Source organism: Micromonospora sp. NPDC049171, assembly GCF_040648275.1.
Taxonomy (GTDB): domain Bacteria; phylum Actinomycetota; class Actinomycetes; order Mycobacteriales; family Micromonosporaceae; genus Micromonospora.
This window is the reverse complement of sequence record NZ_JBEZDJ010000036.1, coordinates 1-16,995: the sequence shown is the minus strand read 5'-3', so window position 1 is coordinate 16,995 and position 16,995 is coordinate 1. Positions and strand designations below refer to the sequence as shown.

The following is a 16,995-nucleotide window of genomic DNA, read 5'->3' as shown; positions in this document are numbered from 1 at the left end:
CCGGCGAAGCCACCACCCTCAACAACATCGGCCACGTGTACGACGGTTTAGGGGATCGGCAGCAGGCCCTCGACCACTACCACCAAGCCCTCCCCATGACGCAGGAGGTCGGCAACCGGGCCGGCGAAGCCACCGCCCGGTACAACATCGCGATGATCCACCGGGCGGGCGGTGACCTCGACCAGGCGATCCGGGAACTCGAACACGTCGTTGACCTCGACCGCGAGGTCGACGACCCCGACCTCGAAGCCGACACCGCCCTCCTCGAACAACTCCGCCAACAACGCGCGGAAGACGGCGGTTCTGAACCGCCTGCGGGACCGTGAGGGCAGCGCTGCCGACGACGAAGGCGAGATGCCCTGATGCCAACGGGTGGCGTTCCGTCGACGCAGGGCCCTTACAGGGAGGCGCGGGCGGAGAAGGCGATGCTCGCCAGCAGGAAGCCGCCGTTGACGATCGTGAAGGCGACGAGCACCCAGAGGACCAGCGCGGGGGCCACGGCGAGCACCAGGGCGGCCACGAAGATCACCGCGCCGTAGTCGCGGACCAGCTTCACCAGGCGTACCGGCAGTGAGGTCGAGGTGACCATGCTGGCGGCGTTGGGGCCGGCCTGCATCACCGAGGTGACCAGGTTGACCATCCAGGTGCCGGCGAAGGTCGCCACCAGCCAGGTCGGGGTCGACGGCTCCTGCGCCACGGCGGTGGCGGCGAGCGCGGCGACCAGGGCGATCTGCGCGGCCACGTCGCAGAGCACGTCGACCCGGGCCCCGGCCGCGCTGCCCTGGCCGGTCACCCGGGCGAGCTGCCCGTCGGCGCAGTCCAGGGAGTACGCCACCTGCCAGCCGACAAGGGCGAGCAGGCCGACCACCCAGGCCGGTACGTCCCCGTCCGCGACCGGGCCGGCGAGCGCCACCACGGTGACCGAGGTGGCCAGCCCAAGCACCAGGTTGGTGATGGTCAGCACCGTCGGTCGCAACCCGAGCCGCTGGGCGACGAGCGCGAAGACGGCGCCCAGCCACTGGCTGATCGACTCGCTGAACAGGCCGCCGCCCCGGTTCACCCGGTGGAAGTCGGCGACGGTGGGACGGGGGTCAGCCAAGCTGGTCGCGGATTGCACCGGCGTAGTCTGCCAGCCGGTCCCGGGTCTCGGTAGGCGACAGCGCCAGGTGTTCGAGGATGGTGTACCGGTCCGGTCGGGTACGCGGCGCGAACTGCACCGCCTCCACGAACTGGTCGTCACTGAGCGCCACCTCGGCGGGGAGCCGGGGCAGACCGTGCCGGGCCAGGCAGGCCGACATCTCCCCGAAGCGGCGCAGGTCCCCGCGCAGCCAGGTGCAGAACAGCGCACCCAGCCCGGCCAACTCGCCGTGTGAGGCGGTGCCGGGGAAGAGCGCGTCGACGGCGTGCATGATCTCGTGGCAGCCGCCACTGCACGGGCGGCTGGTGCCCTCGATGGCCATGGCCAGGCCGCTGGAGATCAACGCATCGGCCAGCACGGTGACGAAGGCGTCGTCGGCCATGTCGCCCGGGTGGTTGAGCACCGCTTCGGCACCCGCCCGGGACAGCGAGGCGGCGAGCCCGTCGAACGGTTCGACGCGTACCCGGCGGGCCAGTTCCCAGTCGGCGAGCGCGCTGATGTTGCTGATCACGTCGCCGATGCCGGCCCGGTTGTGCCGGTCCGGACCGCTCTCCACGAAGTCCAGGTCGACGATCACCGCGATCGGGATGTGCACGCCGTAGGAGCCCTTGAGTCCGTCGGTGATGAGGCTGGCCACCGGGGAGGCGATCCCGTCGTTGGCGAGGCTCGTCGCCACCGACACCATCGGCAGCCCTCGGCGGGTCGCCGCGTACTTGGCCACGTCGATGGTCTTGCCGCCGCCGATCCCGACGACCGCGTCGTACGAGCGGGCACGGAGTTTGCCGCCGAGGTCGTCGGCGGCGTCCAGGGTCCCCCCGGAGACGGTGAACACGTCGGCCGTTCGCAGGGACGGTCGGATCAGCTCCGCGATCTGGGTGCCCTGGCCCGGGCCGACCACCACCGCGACGTCACCGCCGGCGGAGATCCGCCCGTCGGAAAGGATCGCCGCCAGGTCGGCCACCGCCCCCCGTCGCACGTCGATGTGCAGCGGGGTGAGGACGCTCCGAGCTAGTAGCGGCACGCGATCTCCCGCGCGCGGGCCAGGTCGGCGTGGTTGTCGACCTCGACCCACGGGACGTCACCGATCGGCGCCGCCCGCACCTCCCCGCCCCGGTCGGCGAACTCCTGGTAGCCGTCCTCGTAGTAGAGGTTCGGGTCCCGTCGCCAGGTCGCCTCCAACGCGTCGGCGAGGGCGTCGGCGACCTGCGGTTCGATGAGCGTCGCGCCGATGTACTCCCCGTACGCCTCGCCCGGGTCCATGATCTTGGTGATCCGGGTGAGCTGGCCGGCCGCGTCGAAGGTGGTCTTCATCTCCTCCTCGGCCAACGCCTTCAGCGTGTCCACCGCGAGCAGGATGCCCGGCCCGCGCTCGGCGAGCAGGGTCTTCTCCACGCTCACCGGGTGCACGGTGTCGCCGTTGACGAGCAGCACCCCACGGGCGAAGTACTCCCGGGCCAGCCAGAGCGAGTAGGCGTTGTTCCACTCCTCGGCCTTGTCGTTGTGCACCAGGGTCAGCGTGACCCCGTACCTCTTCTCCAGGTCGGCCTGCCGCTCGCGGACCGCGTCCGCCGCGTAGCCGACCACGATCACGATGTCGGTGAGCCCGACCTCGGCGAGGTTGCCCAACGCGATGTCCAGGATCGTGGTCTCGCCGTCCACCGGCACCAAAGCCTTGGGCAGGGTGTCGGTGTACGGGCGCAGCCGTCGTCCCGCCCCGGCCGCGAGCACCATTCCGATCATCGCGACATCCTCCCTAGTCCTGCTCCCCGTCACCGCTGGAGGATAGCGCCGGCTGACCTCGCCGCTGGGGCCAACCGGGTCAGCCGGGCAGTGCGGCCAGGTCGGCGAGCATGGTCAGCCGCTCGTCCGCGCTGAGCACGGAGTACGGGCCGGCGGCCCGGCGGTCGGTCTCCAGCTCGATGGCGAGCCGTTCGGGGCCGGCCGGCAGGGCGGCGACGCTCGACGCGGTGTGCCCGGCGGCGGCCCAGGCGGCGGCGTGCGCGTCGGCCCGGTGGTAGCGCAGCGTGCCGAGCCGGTTGAGCAGCAGCACGCCCGATCCGGTGCCGTCCGGCTCGTGCGGAGGCGCCAACGCGGCGAAGGCCGAACCACCCCGGTCGCCCTCCTCGTCGGCCAGCACCAGCGCGTACGACAGCAGTCGACCGAGCACCGCGACCAGCCGGGACACCCGCTCGTCGTGCCCGGCCCACAGCTCCTCGGTGACCTCGGCGTGCACCTGGTACAGCTCGGCGAGGAAGGCCGCGCCCCGCTCGGTGGCGGACAGTGCGCCGTCCGGGCCGCGGTGCAACATCCCGTGCGCCACCTGCTTGTCCACCGTCCGGCGGACGACGACCGGATCTCCGTACCGGGTGATCGCCGCGAAGCCCGGGGCGTCGACAGTGCCACCCGGCGCCGCCAGCCGGGTGCGCAGGTCCACCAGGAAGCCGCTCGCGGTCGGCCCGCCGTACCGCTGGCTCAACTCGGCGCCTCCGCCGTCGCGGCCGGCCAGCATGCCGGCGCGGAAGACCCGGTCCACGGCCGGGGCGAGCAGCCCGGCGACGCGGTGCGGCGCCAGCTCGACGGTGTTCACAGACCGATCGACCGCAGGACGGCGAAGCCCTCCTCCGCGATCCGCCGGATCAGCCCGTCGTTGACGTCGCGGTGCTCGTCCAGCGCTGTCACCTCGTGCTCGGCCAGCCAGCGGTACTCGGTGTGCTTGCCGACCTCCAACGTCGGGCGGTCGAGGTCACCGTCGACACGGACCAGAAAGTCGTACTCGATCCGGGCCAGGCCGTCGTCGCCCACGTAGGTGTATTCGCCCACCTGGCCCAGGACGTGGGAGAGGACCCAGCCGGTCTCCTCGGTGATCTCCCGACGGAGCGCCTCGTCGATATCCTCGCCCGGCTCCAGGTGGCCGCCCACGATGTCCCAGCAGTTGGGGAAGAGGCGTCGGTGCGGTGAGCGGCGCTGGAAGAAGATGCGGCCGTCGTGGTCGACGATCAGCGCGCCGGCGCAGCGCAGGGGCTCGGTGGACACGATCCGACAGTAGCGAGCGGCCGGCGGTACGGCGACGTTCGGTCTTGTCCCGGAAACATCCACGGACGACCATGTCCGTACCGGGGGCCACCGTCCCAAAGGAGTGATCTGTGATGCAGGTACGGGATGCCATGTCCAGCCAGGTCCTCGTCGTCGGTCCGGAGCACACGCTGCGCCAGGCGGCCCGGATGATGTCGGCCCGCGGTGTCGGGTCGGCGGTCGTGATCGACCCGGATTCCGAGGGCGTCGGGATCATGACCGAACGCGACGTGTTGAAGGCCATCGGCGCCGGCCTGGACTGCGACGTGGAACGCACCAGCGCTCACCTGACCTGGGACGTGGTCTACGCGGGCCCGGAATGGACGGTGGCCGAGGCCGCCGCCGCGATGGCCCGGGGCGGGTTCCGGCACCTGGTGGTGCTGGACGGCCGCGAGGTGGCCGGGGTGATCTCGGTGCGGGACATCATGCGGGTCTGGGCGGACAGCCAGGTGGCCGCCAGGACCTGAGCCGCGCAGGTGTGGCCGGCCGGATCGACGGGTAAGGATCCCCTGCGGGCACGGAGATGCCGTGGTCCGCGGGGGAGGTCTCCGATGCGTGACGCGGAGCAGCTGGTCGAGCAGCAGTACGCCATGCTCCTGCGTCGGGACGTGGCCCGTCTACCGGATCTCTACGCCCCGGAGGCGTTCTACGCCATGCCGGGCGTGACGGTCCGCCCGATCGAGCTGCCCGCGCTCCTGCGCACCTGGACTGGCGCCTTCGGGGACCTGCGGGTCGACCCGCTGGGCGCGGTCCGCACCGGCGGTGGCGCCGCCGTGGAGCTGCGTCTGACCGGCACCCACACCGGCACGCTGCATTCGCCGTACGGCACCGTCGCGCCCACCGGGCGGCTGGTGAGCTGGGAGGTGGCCGACGTGGTCCGGGCTCGGCACGGCCGGATCACCGCCTGGCGCTCCTACTTCGACTGGAGTCAGCTTCTCGACGCGATCGGCGTGCAGTTTGAGGGACTGTCCCGGGTGGCGCACCACGACGCGCTCGCCCTTCCGGTCTGATCTGCCGCCGACCGGTGGAGTCGGGTCACCCGTCCGGTGGCTCAGGATGCGGACATCGCCGTGCCGTCCGCGCGTCCCCCGCCGCCGCCCGTACGCTCAACATCCATGACCGCCGAGCAGTTGATCTCCTTTGCCCGTGGGGCTCCCTCGCTGGACATCGTCGATGTCGAGGGGCTCAAGGCCGCAGCCGTCCGCGCCTTCGACGCCGACCCCGCGGGGGTCACGGCGTACGGCACCTCCGTCGGTTACCTTCCGCTGCGGAAGTGGATCGCCGACAAGCACGGCGTCCAGGCCGACCAGGTGCTGGTCACCAACGGGTCGCTTCAGGCCGACGCGTTCCTCTTCGACCACCTGGTCCGCCCCGGCGACGCGGTGGTGGTGGAACGCCCGACGTACGACCGGACGCTGCTCAATCTCCAGCGGATGGGCAGTGAGCTGCACTCCATCGCGGTCCAGCCGGATGGCCTCGACACCGCCGAGCTGCGCAAGCTGCTGGAGTCCGGGGTCCGGCCCCGGCTCGCGCACGTCATCCCGAACTACCAGAACCCCGCCGGCATGACGCTGTCGCTGGAGAAGCGTCGGGAGTTGCTCGACCTCGCCGCCGAGTACGAGTTCACGATCTTCGAGGACGACCCGTACGCGGACGTCCGGTTCCGGGGCGAGGCACTGCCGTCGATGCTCTCGCTGGACACCCGCAACGTGGTGGTGCACGCGTCGAGCTTCACCAAGACCGTCTGCCCCGGCGTCCGGGTCGGTTACCTGGTCGGCCCATCGGATCTGATCGCCGACATCGCCAAGAACGCGACGAGCCTCTACATTTCGCCGGGCATGGTGTCCCAGGCGATCGTGCACGAGTTCTGCGTCTCCGGTGACATCGACCGCTCGATCGAGACGGTACGAGCGGCGCTGGGTGAGCGGTCCCGGGTGCTCGCCGAGTCGTTGCGCCGGCACCTGCCGCAGGCGCGGTTCGTGGAACCCGACGGCGGCTACTTCCTCTGGGTCGAGTTCCCGGAGGACGTGCTTGTCGACCGGCTCGCCCCGGCGGCCGCCGAGCGTGGGGTCGCGGTGGTCAAGGGCAGCGACTTCGTGCTGGACGGTGGGCGGCACGCGCTCCGGTTGGCCTTCTCGGCGGTGACCGCGGACAAGATCGACGAGGGTGTCCGTCGGCTCGCCGAGGCGGTGGAGGCGGTCCGCAGCTGAGTTGACTGTCGGGTTCCCGACAGAAAGACGACGCCGGCCGCCTCGGGACTCCCGCCCGGGCGGTCGGCGGCCCACAATGCTGCGAGCGTCACCCTTCAGCTGTTGCGGACGTCACCGCCCGGTCTCCGGGCTGGCCGCGAGTGGGGTGACGCGGCAGCACAACCTCCCGCCCCCACAGGTGCCGGGTGGGCCGTGTCGTCCCCGCACACCCCCCGATGCGGCCCGGCCCGCCCGGCGCCGCCCCACGCGACCGCCGTCACAGGCGTCCCGGAGCCCGGTCGGCGTAGCCTGCAAGCCGCAGCCGAGCGTGGGAGGTGACGCGATGACGGATCGGACAGAGCGGGACCGGACGGCACCGTCGTCCGCCGGCCGGGTGTTGCGACCTCGGGCGTGGCCCTCCCCGGTCCGGGCGATGACCCGGATCCTCAACACCGACGGTTCGCCGCCCGCGCCGACCCCCAGCGGCACCGGCCGCAGCGCGGTGGTCGACTGCGCGCTCTACGTCGACGGCAAGCGGCAACCCGGCGACTGGACGTACGCCGAGGCGCTGACCGCGGCCCGCCGGGAGGAGCACGGCTTCGTCTGGATCGGTCTGCACCAGCCCGAGTTGGCCGAGATGACCGCCATCGCGGAGACCTACGGGCTGCACGAGCTCGCCGTCGAGGACGCGGTGAAGGCCGAGCAGCGCCCCAAGCTGGAGCGGTTCGGCGACGTCGTCTTCCTGGTGCTGCGGACCGCGCGGTACTGCGAGCACGCCGAACTGACCGAGAACTCCGAGGTCGTGGAGACCGGGCAGGTGATGCTCTTCATCGGCCCGAACTTCGTGATCAGCGTCCGGCACGGGGACGCCTGCCGGCTCGCCCCGATCCGCGCCGACCTGGAGACCAAGCAGGAGTTGCTGCTGCACGGCCCGTGGGCGGTGGCGTACGGGGTGACCGACCGGGTGGTCGATCTCTACCTGGAGGTCGCCGACCAGATCGAGGACGACCTGGACATGCTGGAGGCGGAGGTCTTCGATCGGCAGGGCCACGGGCGGATCCAGCGGATCTACCAGATGAAGCGGGAGTTGGTGGAGTTCAAGCGGGCGGTGGTGCCGCTGCAACGGCCGCTGATGACGCTGACCTCGCAGGTCAACCGGGACGTGCCCAAGGAGATCCGCAAGTACTTCCGGGACGTGCAGGACCACCTGAGCCGCACCGTGGAGCAGGTGAACTCCTACGACGACCTGCTGAACTCGATCCTCCAGGCGCGGCTGGCCCAGGTCACCGTCGACCAGAACAACGACATGCGCAAGATCGCTGCCTGGGCCGGTATCGCCGCGGTGTGGACCGCCATCGCCGGCATCTACGGGATGAACTTCGACAACATGCCCGAGCTGAAGATGACGTACGGCTATCCGGTGGTGTTAGCCCTCATGCTCGGCGTCTCACTGGCGCTCTACCGGTGGTTCCGCCGCAACGGGTGGCTCTGACCGCGCGGCGACAGCACCCGGACCACTCCGCCGCCCGACCTGCGCCATGATCCACTCGCCTTTCAGGAAGTCGCGGCATCCCGCGCACCTGGACACCCCGACTTCCTGAAAGCCGAGTCGATCATGCAAGGGCCCCCGCGAGAGCGCCGCGCCCGCGGAAGCGCCGCGCCCGCGGAAGCGCCGACGAGCGGGGGCAGCCCGCTCGTCGGCGCTCGATGCGCTGTCGCTGTGGTCAGCGGCGGCCGTTGGTGCGGGCGGTGTCCTTGTCCTTGCCCAGCGCCTTGGTGAGGTCGTCGGTCGGCCGACCGGAGACGTCAGTGGCACCCTCGGCGACCGACGGGACCTTGTCCGTCGGGCGGATGCCGGTCTGCTTGGCCGGGCCGGTGGTGCTCGCGCTGGTGCCGCCGGCCACCGCCGAACTGCCGGCGCCGGTCATCCCCGCGGCGCCGGTCATGGCCGCCCCGTCGGTGCCCTTGGTGGCGGACGGCGTGCGCACCTCGATCGAGTCGACCTCGTCACGCATCGGTTCGAGGCTGCCGCGGGTCGGGTCGTACTCGGCCCACTCCTGCTGCTCCCGGCGGCGACGCAGGGCCACCGCGCCGGCCAGGCCGGCGACGACACCTGCTGCCAGCAGGCCGGTCATCATCGAGCCGCGACGGCGCGGCTGCTTCTTCTTACCGGTGATCCGCATGGTCTTCGACTTGGCCTTCCTGGTCAGCGGCCCTGCCTGCGCGGCGCCGTCACGGGCCGCCACGGCCAGCGGTGCCAGCGTGGTGAGTGTCGTCCCCCAGCCGGTCGACGCCTGGTCGCGAACCCTCGCCGCGGCCGGCCCCACGTAGCCCCGGGCCACCTGGACCCGCGGGCCGACGGTCGCTCCGGCACCCTTCGCGGCGTGGTTGGCTGCTTGCATCAGGTGGCTGATGCTCTGGTTCAGCTCGGCCTTTGCCAACTGCCCCTGGGACTTACGCCGCCCGAATCCAAACACGGTCCTACCTCCTGGGAGTTGTTCCTTCGTCATCCTCCACCAACGGATGCCTCCGCGATGCCAGATCGGGCACATGGGAGGATCCGCATGGAACTGACCAACGAGTGAGGAGTACCCGTGGCCGAGGCTGTCTACGCCACCCTGCACACCAACGCTGGCTCGATCCGGCTGGAGCTCTTCCCGAACCACGCGCCGAAGACCGTCCGCAACTTCGTCGACCTGGCCGAGGGCAACCGTGAGTACACCGACCCGCGCACCGGTCAGCCGGGCAGTGGGCCGTACTACGACGGCACCATCTCGCACCGGGTGATCAGCGGTTTCATGGTCCAGATGGGCGACCCGACCGGCACCGGTCGGGGCGGGCCGGGCTACAAGTTCGCTGACGAGTTCCACCCGGAGCTGCGCTTCGACCGGCCCTACCTGCTGGCGATGGCGAACGCCGGACCGGGCACCAACGGTTCGCAGTTCTTCATCACCGTGTCCCCGACGCCGCACCTCAACAACCGGCACACCATCTTCGGCCAGGTTGCCGACGAGCAGTCGGTGAAGGTCGTCGACTCGATCGCGAGCACCCCGACCGGCCCGAGCGACCGTCCGCTGCAGGACGTCGTCATCGAGCGGGTCGAGATCGAGCGGTCTGCTTCCTGACCGACCGGCGAGGTACCTTTGCTCGCATGATTGAGCGCTCCGGAGCACCGCACCGGCCGGCGTCGGTGGATCGCGCGTCGGTAAATGGCGCGTCGGTGGACGGAGGGTCGGCCCGGTGAGTGAGTCTCCGCCGACCGCCCCGGTCTGCTACCGGCACCCGGGTCGGGAGACCTACGTGCGGTGCACCCGCTGCGACCGGCCGATCTGCCCGGACTGCATGCGGGAGGCGTCCGTCGGGCACCAGTGCCCGGAGTGCGTCGACGAGGGACGTCGCAGTGTCCGGCCGGCGCGTACCGCCTTCGGTGGCGGTATCGCCGGCCGGCACGGCTACGTCACCAAGGCGCTCATCGCGCTGAACGTGCTGTTCATGGTGCTGTCCATCGCCTCGGACCGGGGCGGGGACGCGGCGGCGGGCGGTTCCGGCTTCGGCGGTCTGCTGGGCGGTGACACGCCGCTGACGCTGTGGGGCGGTGTGCTCGGCTACGCCTCGTACGTCCCCCTCGGGCCGGTGCACGGGGTCGCGGCCGGCGAGTGGTACCGGCTGATCAGTGCGATGTTCCTGCACTACGGCCTGCTGCACCTGCTGCTCAACTCGTGGGCGCTGTGGGTGATCGGCCGGGAGTTGGAGGCGGCGCTCGGCCGGTGGCGATTCCTCGCTCTCTACCTGATCGCGGGCTTCGGCGGCAACGTCGCGGTCTATCTGTTCAGTGCGCCCAACCAGCCGCCGACAGTCGGTGCGTCGACTGCCATCTTCGGCCTCTTCGCCGCGATGTTCGTGATCATGCGACGCCTCGGTCTCGACACCTCGTCGATCGTGCCGGTCCTCGTCGTCAACCTGGTCTTCACGTTCGCCGTGCCGAGGATCTCCATCGCCGGGCACCTCGGTGGGCTGGTGATCGGGGCGCTGACTGCGGTGGTGCTCGCGTACGCGCCGCGTGGTCGACGCACGTTGGTGCAGGTCGTCGGCTGTGCGGTGATCGTGCTGCTCCTGCTCGGTGTGGCCGTCTTCCGCACCGTCTACCTGCTCGGCTGACTCAGCCGGGCGAGGTCGGCCGGGCGGCCCGCAGCGCGGCGGCCACCTCCTCCGGGGTCGCGCCGAGGTCGTACCGACCGAACAGGTGCAGCGAGTCGCCCGCGTCGATCTCCAGGGTTTCGCTTGTCAGACCCAGCCGTGGCCGCCGGTCCACGGCGATCTCCTCGACCGCCGACCAGGGCAGCAGCCGTCGGCCCGCGAATCCGTGGATGACGGTGAGCCCCGCCGGGTCCACCGCCAACCGGACCGGCGCGACCAGGTCGCGTACCGCCCAGCCGGCCAGCGTGGCGGCGGCCAGGACGGCCACCACCAGGCGGACCGGGTCGCCGTCGGCGAAGAGCAGGCCGAGCGCGACAAGCAGAACCGCGCCGGCCAGCTTTGCCGCCGGCAGGGTCGCCGGCACCCGCCACTGCCGCACCGGGGGGATCTCATCCACCCGCCCAGCATGCCAGCGGCGGCCGGGTGTCGGGGGTACGGGCATCTCGACGCCTGCCCGGATGAGCGAGCCGTGGACGACGTAGGATCGGGACAGCCCACGTTACCGGGGAGTAAACATGAGTGACGCGGTCATCGTCGGCGCGGTGCGCACCCCGGTCGGACGGCGCAGGGGCAGCCTCGCCGAGGTCCACCCGGTCGACCTCTCGGCGCACGTGCTGCGCGCCCTCGCCGAGCGCACCGGGATCGACCCGGCCCAGGTCGACGACGTCTACTGGGGCTGCGTGTCCCAGGTCGGCGAGCAGTCGTGGAACGTCGCCCGCAACGCCGTGCTCGCCGCCGGCTGGCCCGAGACGGTGCCCGGCACGAGCCTGGACCGGCAGTGCGGCTCCAGCCAGCAGGCCCTGCACTTCGCCGCCGCGACTGTGCTCTCCGGCCAGGCCGACCTGGTGGTCGCCGGCGGGGTCGAGTCGATGACCCGGGTGCCGATGGGCTCCAGTGTGGCCGGCGGCATGCCGTTCAGTGACCAGCTGCGCGCCCGCTACCGGGGTGTCGAGGGCTTCGCCGACGATGCGCCGCTGCCGTTCAACCAGGGGGTCGGGGCCGAGTTGATCGCCCAGCGGTGGCGGCTCTCCCGTACCCAGCTGGACGAGTTCGCGCTGGCCAGCCACGAGAAGGCGGCCGCCGCGCAGGACGCCGGCGCGTTCGACCCGGAGCTGACCCCGGTGCCGCTCGCGGACGGGGGCAAGTTCGCCGCCGACGAGGGCATCCGCCGGGAGACCTCCCTGGAGAAGCTGGGCGAGTTGGCCACCCCGTTCCGTGCCGAGGGCGTGGTGACGGCCGGGTCCGCGTCCCAGATCTCCGACGGCGCCGCCGCCCTCGCGGTGACCACCTCCGACTGGGCCAGCCGGCACGGCCTGCGCCCGCTGGCCCGGATCCACACCGCCGTGGTCGCCGCCGACGACCCGGTCACCATGCTCACCGCGCCCATCCCGGCCACCGCGAAGGCGCTGCGCCGCGCGGGGCTGGGCATCGAGGAGATCGGGGTGTACGAGGTGAACGAGGCGTTCGCCCCGGTGCCGCTGGCCTGGCTGGCGGAGACCGAGGCGGACCCGGAGCGGCTCAACCCGCGTGGCGGGGCGATCGCCCTTGGTCATCCGCTCGGCGGTTCCGGTGCCCGGATCATGACCACCATGCTCCAGCACATGCGGGACAACGGGATCCGCTACGGCCTGCAGACCATGTGCGAGGGCGGCGGCATGGCCAACGCGACGATCGTCGAGCTGGTCTGACTCCCCCGACGCCGTAAACGCGCTCGCGTCGGCGCGGGCGGGCCGCCTAGGGTGCCTTGCGTGACGACGAACGCTGACCCGCACGCCGCGCCCTGGTCCACGGAGCAGTGGCAGGCGAGGGCCCGGTCCTGGGTCGACGCGCGGCTGAGCGAGTCCGGCCGGCGGGTGACCGGGCCGGTGGAGCCTCGGGTGCGCCCGTGGTCGCTGGTCTGGCGGGTGCCCACCGACGACGGCCCGGTCTGGTTCAAGGCCAACAACCCGGGCACCGTGCACGAGGCGGTGCTGATCGCGACGCTCGCCCGGTTGACGCCGGCACGGGTGCTGACGCCGATCGCGGTGGACCCGGCGCAGGGCTGGTCGCTGCTGCCCGACGGTGGCGAGTCGTTGCGGGACGTGCTGGCGCGCGAGCCCGATCTGGCGCACTGGGAGCGGGCGCTGCCCGGGTACGCGGCGCTCCAACTGGCCACCGTGCCGCATGCCGACGAGTTGGTCGCCCAGGGCGTGCCGGACCACCGCCCCGAGGTGCTGGCCGGGCTGCTCGCCGAGTTGCTCGACGATCGCGAGTCGCTGCTTGTCGGTGCCGAGGGTGGGCTCAGCCCGGATCTGCACGAGCGGCTGCGGGCGGAGCTGCCGTCGTACGCCGAGCGGTGTCGACGGCTCGCCGACATCGGCATTCCGGCCACCGTGCAACACGACGACCTGCACGACGGCAACGTCTTCGCGGCCTCGGACGGCTACCGCTACTTCGACTGGGGCGACGCCTCGGTGGCGCACCCGTTCGGCACGTTGCTGGTGACCCTGCGGTCCATCCGGTACGCCGAGTCGTTGGCGGCCGACGACGCCCGGTTGGCTCGGTTGCGGGACGCCTACCTGGAGGCGTGGACCGACAGGTACGACCGCCGGACTCTCGTCGAGGCCGTCGACCTCGCGATCAACCTGGGGGCGGTGAGCCGGTCGCTGTCCTGGCGTCGCGCCCTGGACACCGTCGACAGCTCCCGCGCCGAGTACGCCGAGGCGGTCCCCGGTTGGCTGGAGGAGCTGTTCGCCGCCAGTCCTCTTCAGCCCGATTCCTGACCATGATCCGTCCACGTCGGAAATCGGACAGCCAGTGCGACCCCCGGCGTGGAACTTCCAAAAATGCATCGTGACCCACGTCACCCCGCCGGGGAGGTCGTTGGGCAGGTCATGGACGTCTTCTCCCGAACGTTCCTTCCGGCCGCCACCGAGGCTGGCCTGGCCGTGCAGACCGTGAGCCGGCACATGCCGGTCTTCCGGCGCTGCGTCGGCTCCGGTGACGCCACCATCCTGGTCACCCGTTGCAGTCGCCCCGACCGTCCGGTCACCGGCGACTACCTGTTGCTGCTCACCCACCGTCGACTGGTGGTGACCCAGCAGACCCGACTACTGCACCGTCTGCGCCTGCATCTCAACACCGAGTTGCGCGAGCTGAGCAACGTCACCTGGAGCCCGGACCCGCGACTTCAGTCGGTCGAGATGGCGGCCACCGCGATCGACGGGATCCGTGAGCGGTTCCTGATCCGCACCAGCCACCCGAAGCAGGTCTGGCAGCTCGACGCGCTGCTCAACCAGGCGTTCCGGAGCCGCCTGCGGCCGCCCGGCGCGCGGGTCGTCGCCAGCATCGGCGACGCACCGGCCGGCGCGCGGCCCGGGATGTTCGCTCCGTCCTGGTGAACTGACACCCGACCACGCCTTGCCGCACCTTTACCGAACTCGTACACACACCGATCGCGTCGAGCGTTCGCCGTCGGCAATCATGGGCCGGTGACCGTCGAACCGCCGCACCGCGGGCTCGTCCTCGTGGTCGAGGACGAACCGGCCATCGCCGACCTGGTCCGGCTGTACCTCGTCCGGGACGGATTCGGCGTCCACCTGGAACGGGACGGTGCCGCCGGCCTGAGTGCCGCCCGCCGGTTGCGCCCGGTGGCCTGCGTCCTGGACATCGCGTTGCCGGGCCTGCCCGGCACCGAGATCTGCCGTCGGCTGCGCGAGGTCGGCGACTGGACCCCGGTCATCTTCCTCACCGCCCGGGACGACGAGGTGGATCGGATCGTCGGTCTGGAGTTGGGCGCCGACGACTACGTCACCAAGCCGTTCAGCCCTCGCGAGTTGGTCGCCCGGGTGCGCGCGGTGCTGCGCCGGGCCGCCGGTGGCCCGGAGGGCGCGGACCGGCCGCGTGTCGTCGGCCCGGTGACGCTCGACCCGGGCCGCCGCACGGTCACCGTCGGGGGCGCGCCGGTGCAGCTCACCTCCACCGAGTTCGACCTGCTGGCCCACCTGATGGCCCGGCCCGGTCGGGTCTTCACCCGGGAGGAGTTGCTGGCCGGGGTCTGGGGGTACGCGGCACACGCCGGCACCCGCACCGTGGACGTGCATGTCGCCCAGGTGCGGGCGAAGCTCGGCCCGACCAGCGTGATCCGCACCCACCGCGGCGTGGGGTACGCGGTCGATGCCTGATCATCCCGCGCGCGCCGAGTCACCGACCATGTTCCTGCCGGTGGTCGGCGCCGGCCCGTCGGCGGCACCTCGTCGGGGCCGGTTCGGCCGCACCCTGACCGCCCGGGCGGTGCTGGTGACCTGTGCGGTGGCGTTGGTGTCGGTGCTGGTCACCGCGATCGTCGCCGTGCCGTTGGCGATCCGCGGCGCGGAGCGGAGCGAGCAGGAGGCGCTCGCCGCGCAGGCCCGGCTCGCCGCCGAGGTGCTGCGGACCCGCCTCGACCGGGGCCGCACCGCGGACGAGGAACGGCTCGTCCAGCAACTGCGTGACCAGGGCATCAACGCGTACCTGATCCGGCGTGGTGCGGCCGACCGGCCGGGTCTGCCGGCCCGGGTGGTGCAGCGCATCGGGCAGGGGCGCAACGTGTCGGCCCGGCGCGCCGTCAACGGCGAGCGCGCCCTGGTCGAGGGCCGGGCGTTGGCCGGCGGCAACGGGGTGGTGCTCTCCCGTCCCCTGGCGAACGGGCTGTGGGCCCAGGTGCTGCGTAGCCTGTGGCTGCCGCTGCTGGCCGGGTTGGCCGCCGGTGTGGTGGCCGGGCTGCTGCTGGCCCGCCGGCTGGCCCGGCCGATCCGCGTCGCGGCCACCGCCGCCGCCCGGCTACGCGCCGGCGATCGCGCCGTCCGGGTGCCGGTCGAGCCGCCGGACGAGGTCGCCGACCTGGCCGAGGCGTTGAACGGACTGGCCGGCGCACTGGCCACCAGTGAGGGGCGGCAACGGGAGTTCCTGCTGTCCGTCTCGCACGAACTGCGCACCCCGTTGACCGCGATCCGGGGGTATGCCGAGGCGCTCGCCGACGGGGTGCTCGGCGCGGACGACACCGTCGACACCGGCCGGACGATGCTGGCCGAGGCCCAACACCTGGACCGGCTGATCGGTGACCTGCTGGCGCTGGCCCGGCTGGAGGCCGCCGACTTCCCTCTCGAACCGGTGTCGGTGGATCTCACCCGGCTGGCCCTGGACGCCGAGCCGACCTGGGCCGGTCGGTGTGCGGCGGTGGGCGTGCCGTTCCGGATGGAGACGCCCGGTCAGCCGGTGCCCGCGTACACCGATCCGGGGCGCATCCGGCAGGTGCTGGACGGGCTGCTGGAGAATGCGCTGCGGGTCGTACCCCCGGGGTCGCCGGTGGTGCTCGCGGTCCGGCCGGCCGGTGCGGACCCGGCCGCCGGCGGCGTGTTGGAGGTCCGCGACGGCGGGCCGGGCTTCACCGACGACGACCTGGCGGTGGCGTTCGAGCGCGGCGCGCTGCACCAGCGTTACCGGGGGGTGCGCAAGGTCGGCAGCGGGTTGGGGTTGGCGCTGGCGGCCGGGCTGGTCCGGCGGTTGGGCGGGGAGATCGCCGCCGGGCACGCGCCGGAGGGCGGGGCCGCCTTCACGGTCCGGCTGCCCGGCGATCCTTACCTGGCTCGAACATCGGCCTGACGCTCCGCTCGTCGTCGCGGGAGAGGCTGGGACCTCCACGGACGAGAGGAAAAGCCATGCCACGTTGGGGATTCGCCACCGGCACCACGGCGCTGCTCGCGGCGGTCGCGCTCGGTGTCAGCGGCTGCGGTGCGGCCGAGGTGGCCAGCCAACCCGCGCGGGAGGCCGCCGTCGAGGTCGCCGCCGCGATGGGCGTCGAGGGCCAGGCGCTCACCGCCATGGGCTTCGACGCGGACGACCTGGACGTGCGGACCATCGCCGCGCCGGCCACCCCGACGCCCGGTGCCTCGCCCACCGCAAAGGACAAGGCCCGGGAGAAGCGGGGCGAGGAGCTGCGCAAGCGCCACCAGGCCCGCGTGCAGTTGCGCAAGAACACCCTGCACGGCGAGGCCGTGGTGAAGAACAAGGACGGCGGTACGCAGACAGTCGCCGTGCAGCGCGGCGAGGTGACCGCTATCGACGGTGACTCGATGACCGTCAAGTCCACCGACGGCTTCACCATGACCTGGACCTTCGGCGACGACCTGCGAGTCGTCGAGCGGCGCGCCACGGTGCAGCCGAGCGAGGTCAAGGTCGGCGCGACGCTCGGCGTCGCCGGCGCGAAGGACGGCGACAAGGGCGTGGCCCGGCTGATCCTCATCCCCGGCGCCAAGTGAGCGGTAGGGCCTGTTTCATAAGGGCGGTCGAGCCGAGGCGGAGTCCGGGCGGCGATCCGGCAAGGCGCGGTTTCGTCCGGATACCGGTGTCGTATCCGGACGAAACCGCAACGCCGCCGGT

Annotated in this window: 20 protein-coding genes; 13 read left to right on the top strand and 7 right to left on the bottom strand. The window is 72.0% G+C overall.

Annotation, left to right across the window (positions count from 1 at the left end):
- Window positions 1-326: tetratricopeptide repeat protein (locus AB0B14_RS32790; RefSeq protein ID WP_357525933.1), on the top strand; the 326-nt coding region annotated here is incomplete at its 5' end.
- Window positions 327-397: 71 nt separating this feature from the next.
- Here the strand turns inward: AB0B14_RS32790 and AB0B14_RS32785 are convergent.
- From AB0B14_RS32785 to AB0B14_RS32765, 5 genes are all read right to left on the bottom strand, one after another.
- The gene (locus AB0B14_RS32785) at window positions 398-1,117 is read right to left on the bottom strand and encodes a CDP-alcohol phosphatidyltransferase family protein (RefSeq protein WP_357525931.1); all 720 of its coding nucleotides are present in this window, start codon (window positions 1,115-1,117) and stop codon (window positions 398-400) included.
- Window positions 1,092-2,159, bottom strand: coding sequence for an iron-containing alcohol dehydrogenase family protein (locus AB0B14_RS32780; RefSeq protein ID WP_357065844.1), 1,068 nt, complete (start codon window positions 2,157-2,159; stop codon window positions 1,092-1,094). The genes AB0B14_RS32785 and AB0B14_RS32780 overlap by 26 nt, the downstream gene beginning before the upstream one ends.
- Window positions 2,147-2,878, bottom strand: coding sequence for a phosphocholine cytidylyltransferase family protein (locus AB0B14_RS32775; protein WP_357525929.1), 732 nt, complete (start codon window positions 2,876-2,878; stop codon window positions 2,147-2,149). Before AB0B14_RS32775 ends, AB0B14_RS32780 begins: the two co-directional genes overlap by 13 nt.
- 79 nt (window positions 2,879-2,957) lie before the next feature.
- A complete protein-coding gene (locus AB0B14_RS32770) occupies window positions 2,958-3,725 on the bottom strand; it encodes a hypothetical protein (RefSeq protein ID WP_357065838.1) in 768 nt (255 codons plus the stop codon).
- Entirely contained in the window at window positions 3,722-4,171 is a 450-nt protein-coding gene (locus AB0B14_RS32765) for an NUDIX domain-containing protein (protein ID WP_357525927.1), read from the bottom strand. Before AB0B14_RS32765 ends, AB0B14_RS32770 begins: the two co-directional genes overlap by 4 nt.
- A gap of 113 nt (window positions 4,172-4,284) precedes the next feature.
- Between AB0B14_RS32765 and AB0B14_RS32760 the strand changes: the two genes are divergently transcribed.
- From AB0B14_RS32760 to corA, 4 genes are all read left to right on the top strand, one after another.
- Window positions 4,285-4,677 (top strand): CBS domain-containing protein, encoded by a 393-nt coding sequence (locus tag AB0B14_RS32760; RefSeq protein ID WP_357065832.1) that lies wholly within the window; start codon window positions 4,285-4,287, stop codon window positions 4,675-4,677.
- An 84-nt stretch (window positions 4,678-4,761) separates the two neighbouring features.
- Window positions 4,762-5,220 carry an ester cyclase gene (locus AB0B14_RS32755; protein WP_357065829.1) on the top strand — a complete coding sequence of 153 codons (459 nt, stop codon included), beginning with the start codon at window positions 4,762-4,764 and terminating at the stop codon, window positions 5,218-5,220.
- A 105-nt stretch (window positions 5,221-5,325) separates the two neighbouring features.
- Window positions 5,326-6,420 (top strand): PLP-dependent aminotransferase family protein, encoded by a 1,095-nt coding sequence (locus tag AB0B14_RS32750; RefSeq protein ID WP_357065827.1) that lies wholly within the window; start codon window positions 5,326-5,328, stop codon window positions 6,418-6,420.
- Between the two features lie 322 nt (window positions 6,421-6,742).
- Window positions 6,743-7,891 (top strand): magnesium/cobalt transporter CorA, encoded by a 1,149-nt coding sequence (gene corA, locus AB0B14_RS32745; protein WP_357525925.1) that lies wholly within the window; start codon window positions 6,743-6,745, stop codon window positions 7,889-7,891.
- A gap of 232 nt (window positions 7,892-8,123) precedes the next feature.
- Here corA and AB0B14_RS32740 read toward each other — a convergent pair whose 3' ends face one another.
- Window positions 8,124-8,909, bottom strand: a complete 786-nt coding sequence (locus tag AB0B14_RS32740) for a hypothetical protein (protein ID WP_357525923.1) — start codon at window positions 8,907-8,909, stop codon at window positions 8,124-8,126.
- An 84-nt stretch (window positions 8,910-8,993) separates the two neighbouring features.
- On the opposite strand from AB0B14_RS32740, the gene AB0B14_RS32735 reads away from it, so the two are divergent.
- Window positions 8,994-9,524 carry a peptidylprolyl isomerase gene (locus tag AB0B14_RS32735; RefSeq protein ID WP_357065819.1) on the top strand — a complete coding sequence of 177 codons (531 nt, stop codon included), beginning with the start codon at window positions 8,994-8,996 and terminating at the stop codon, window positions 9,522-9,524.
- A 115-nt stretch (window positions 9,525-9,639) separates the two neighbouring features.
- A complete protein-coding gene (locus AB0B14_RS32730) occupies window positions 9,640-10,557 on the top strand; it encodes a rhomboid family intramembrane serine protease (protein ID WP_357065817.1) in 918 nt (305 codons plus the stop codon).
- Window position 10,558: 1 nt separating this feature from the next.
- Here the strand turns inward: AB0B14_RS32730 and AB0B14_RS32725 are convergent, their stop codons facing one another.
- On the bottom strand, window positions 10,559-10,993 hold the full coding sequence (locus AB0B14_RS32725) for a PH domain-containing protein (protein ID WP_357065814.1): 435 nt from the start codon (window positions 10,991-10,993) through the stop codon (window positions 10,559-10,561).
- A 118-nt stretch (window positions 10,994-11,111) separates the two neighbouring features.
- Between AB0B14_RS32725 and AB0B14_RS32720 the strand changes: the two genes are divergently transcribed.
- From AB0B14_RS32720 to AB0B14_RS32695, 6 genes are all read left to right on the top strand, one after another.
- Window positions 11,112-12,284 carry an acetyl-CoA C-acyltransferase gene (locus AB0B14_RS32720; RefSeq protein ID WP_357065811.1) on the top strand — a complete coding sequence of 391 codons (1,173 nt, stop codon included), beginning with the start codon at window positions 11,112-11,114 and terminating at the stop codon, window positions 12,282-12,284.
- A 60-nt stretch (window positions 12,285-12,344) separates the two neighbouring features.
- Entirely contained in the window at window positions 12,345-13,358 is a 1,014-nt protein-coding gene (locus tag AB0B14_RS32715) for an aminoglycoside phosphotransferase family protein (protein ID WP_357525921.1), read from the top strand.
- A gap of 111 nt (window positions 13,359-13,469) precedes the next feature.
- The gene (locus AB0B14_RS32710) at window positions 13,470-13,976 is read left to right on the top strand and encodes a hypothetical protein (RefSeq protein ID WP_357065805.1); all 507 of its coding nucleotides are present in this window, start codon (window positions 13,470-13,472) and stop codon (window positions 13,974-13,976) included.
- 90 nt (window positions 13,977-14,066) lie between these two features.
- Window positions 14,067-14,759: a response regulator transcription factor gene (locus AB0B14_RS32705; RefSeq protein WP_357525919.1), complete on the top strand. Its 693-nt coding sequence runs from the start codon at window positions 14,067-14,069 to the stop codon at window positions 14,757-14,759.
- A complete protein-coding gene (locus tag AB0B14_RS32700) occupies window positions 14,752-16,218 on the top strand; it encodes a histidine kinase dimerization/phospho-acceptor domain-containing protein (protein WP_357525917.1) in 1,467 nt (488 codons plus the stop codon). The genes AB0B14_RS32705 and AB0B14_RS32700 overlap by 8 nt, the downstream gene beginning before the upstream one ends.
- A 56-nt stretch (window positions 16,219-16,274) precedes the next feature.
- Window positions 16,275-16,874, top strand: coding sequence for a hypothetical protein (locus AB0B14_RS32695; RefSeq protein WP_357525915.1), 600 nt, complete (start codon window positions 16,275-16,277; stop codon window positions 16,872-16,874).
- Window positions 16,875-16,995 lie beyond the last annotated feature (121 nt).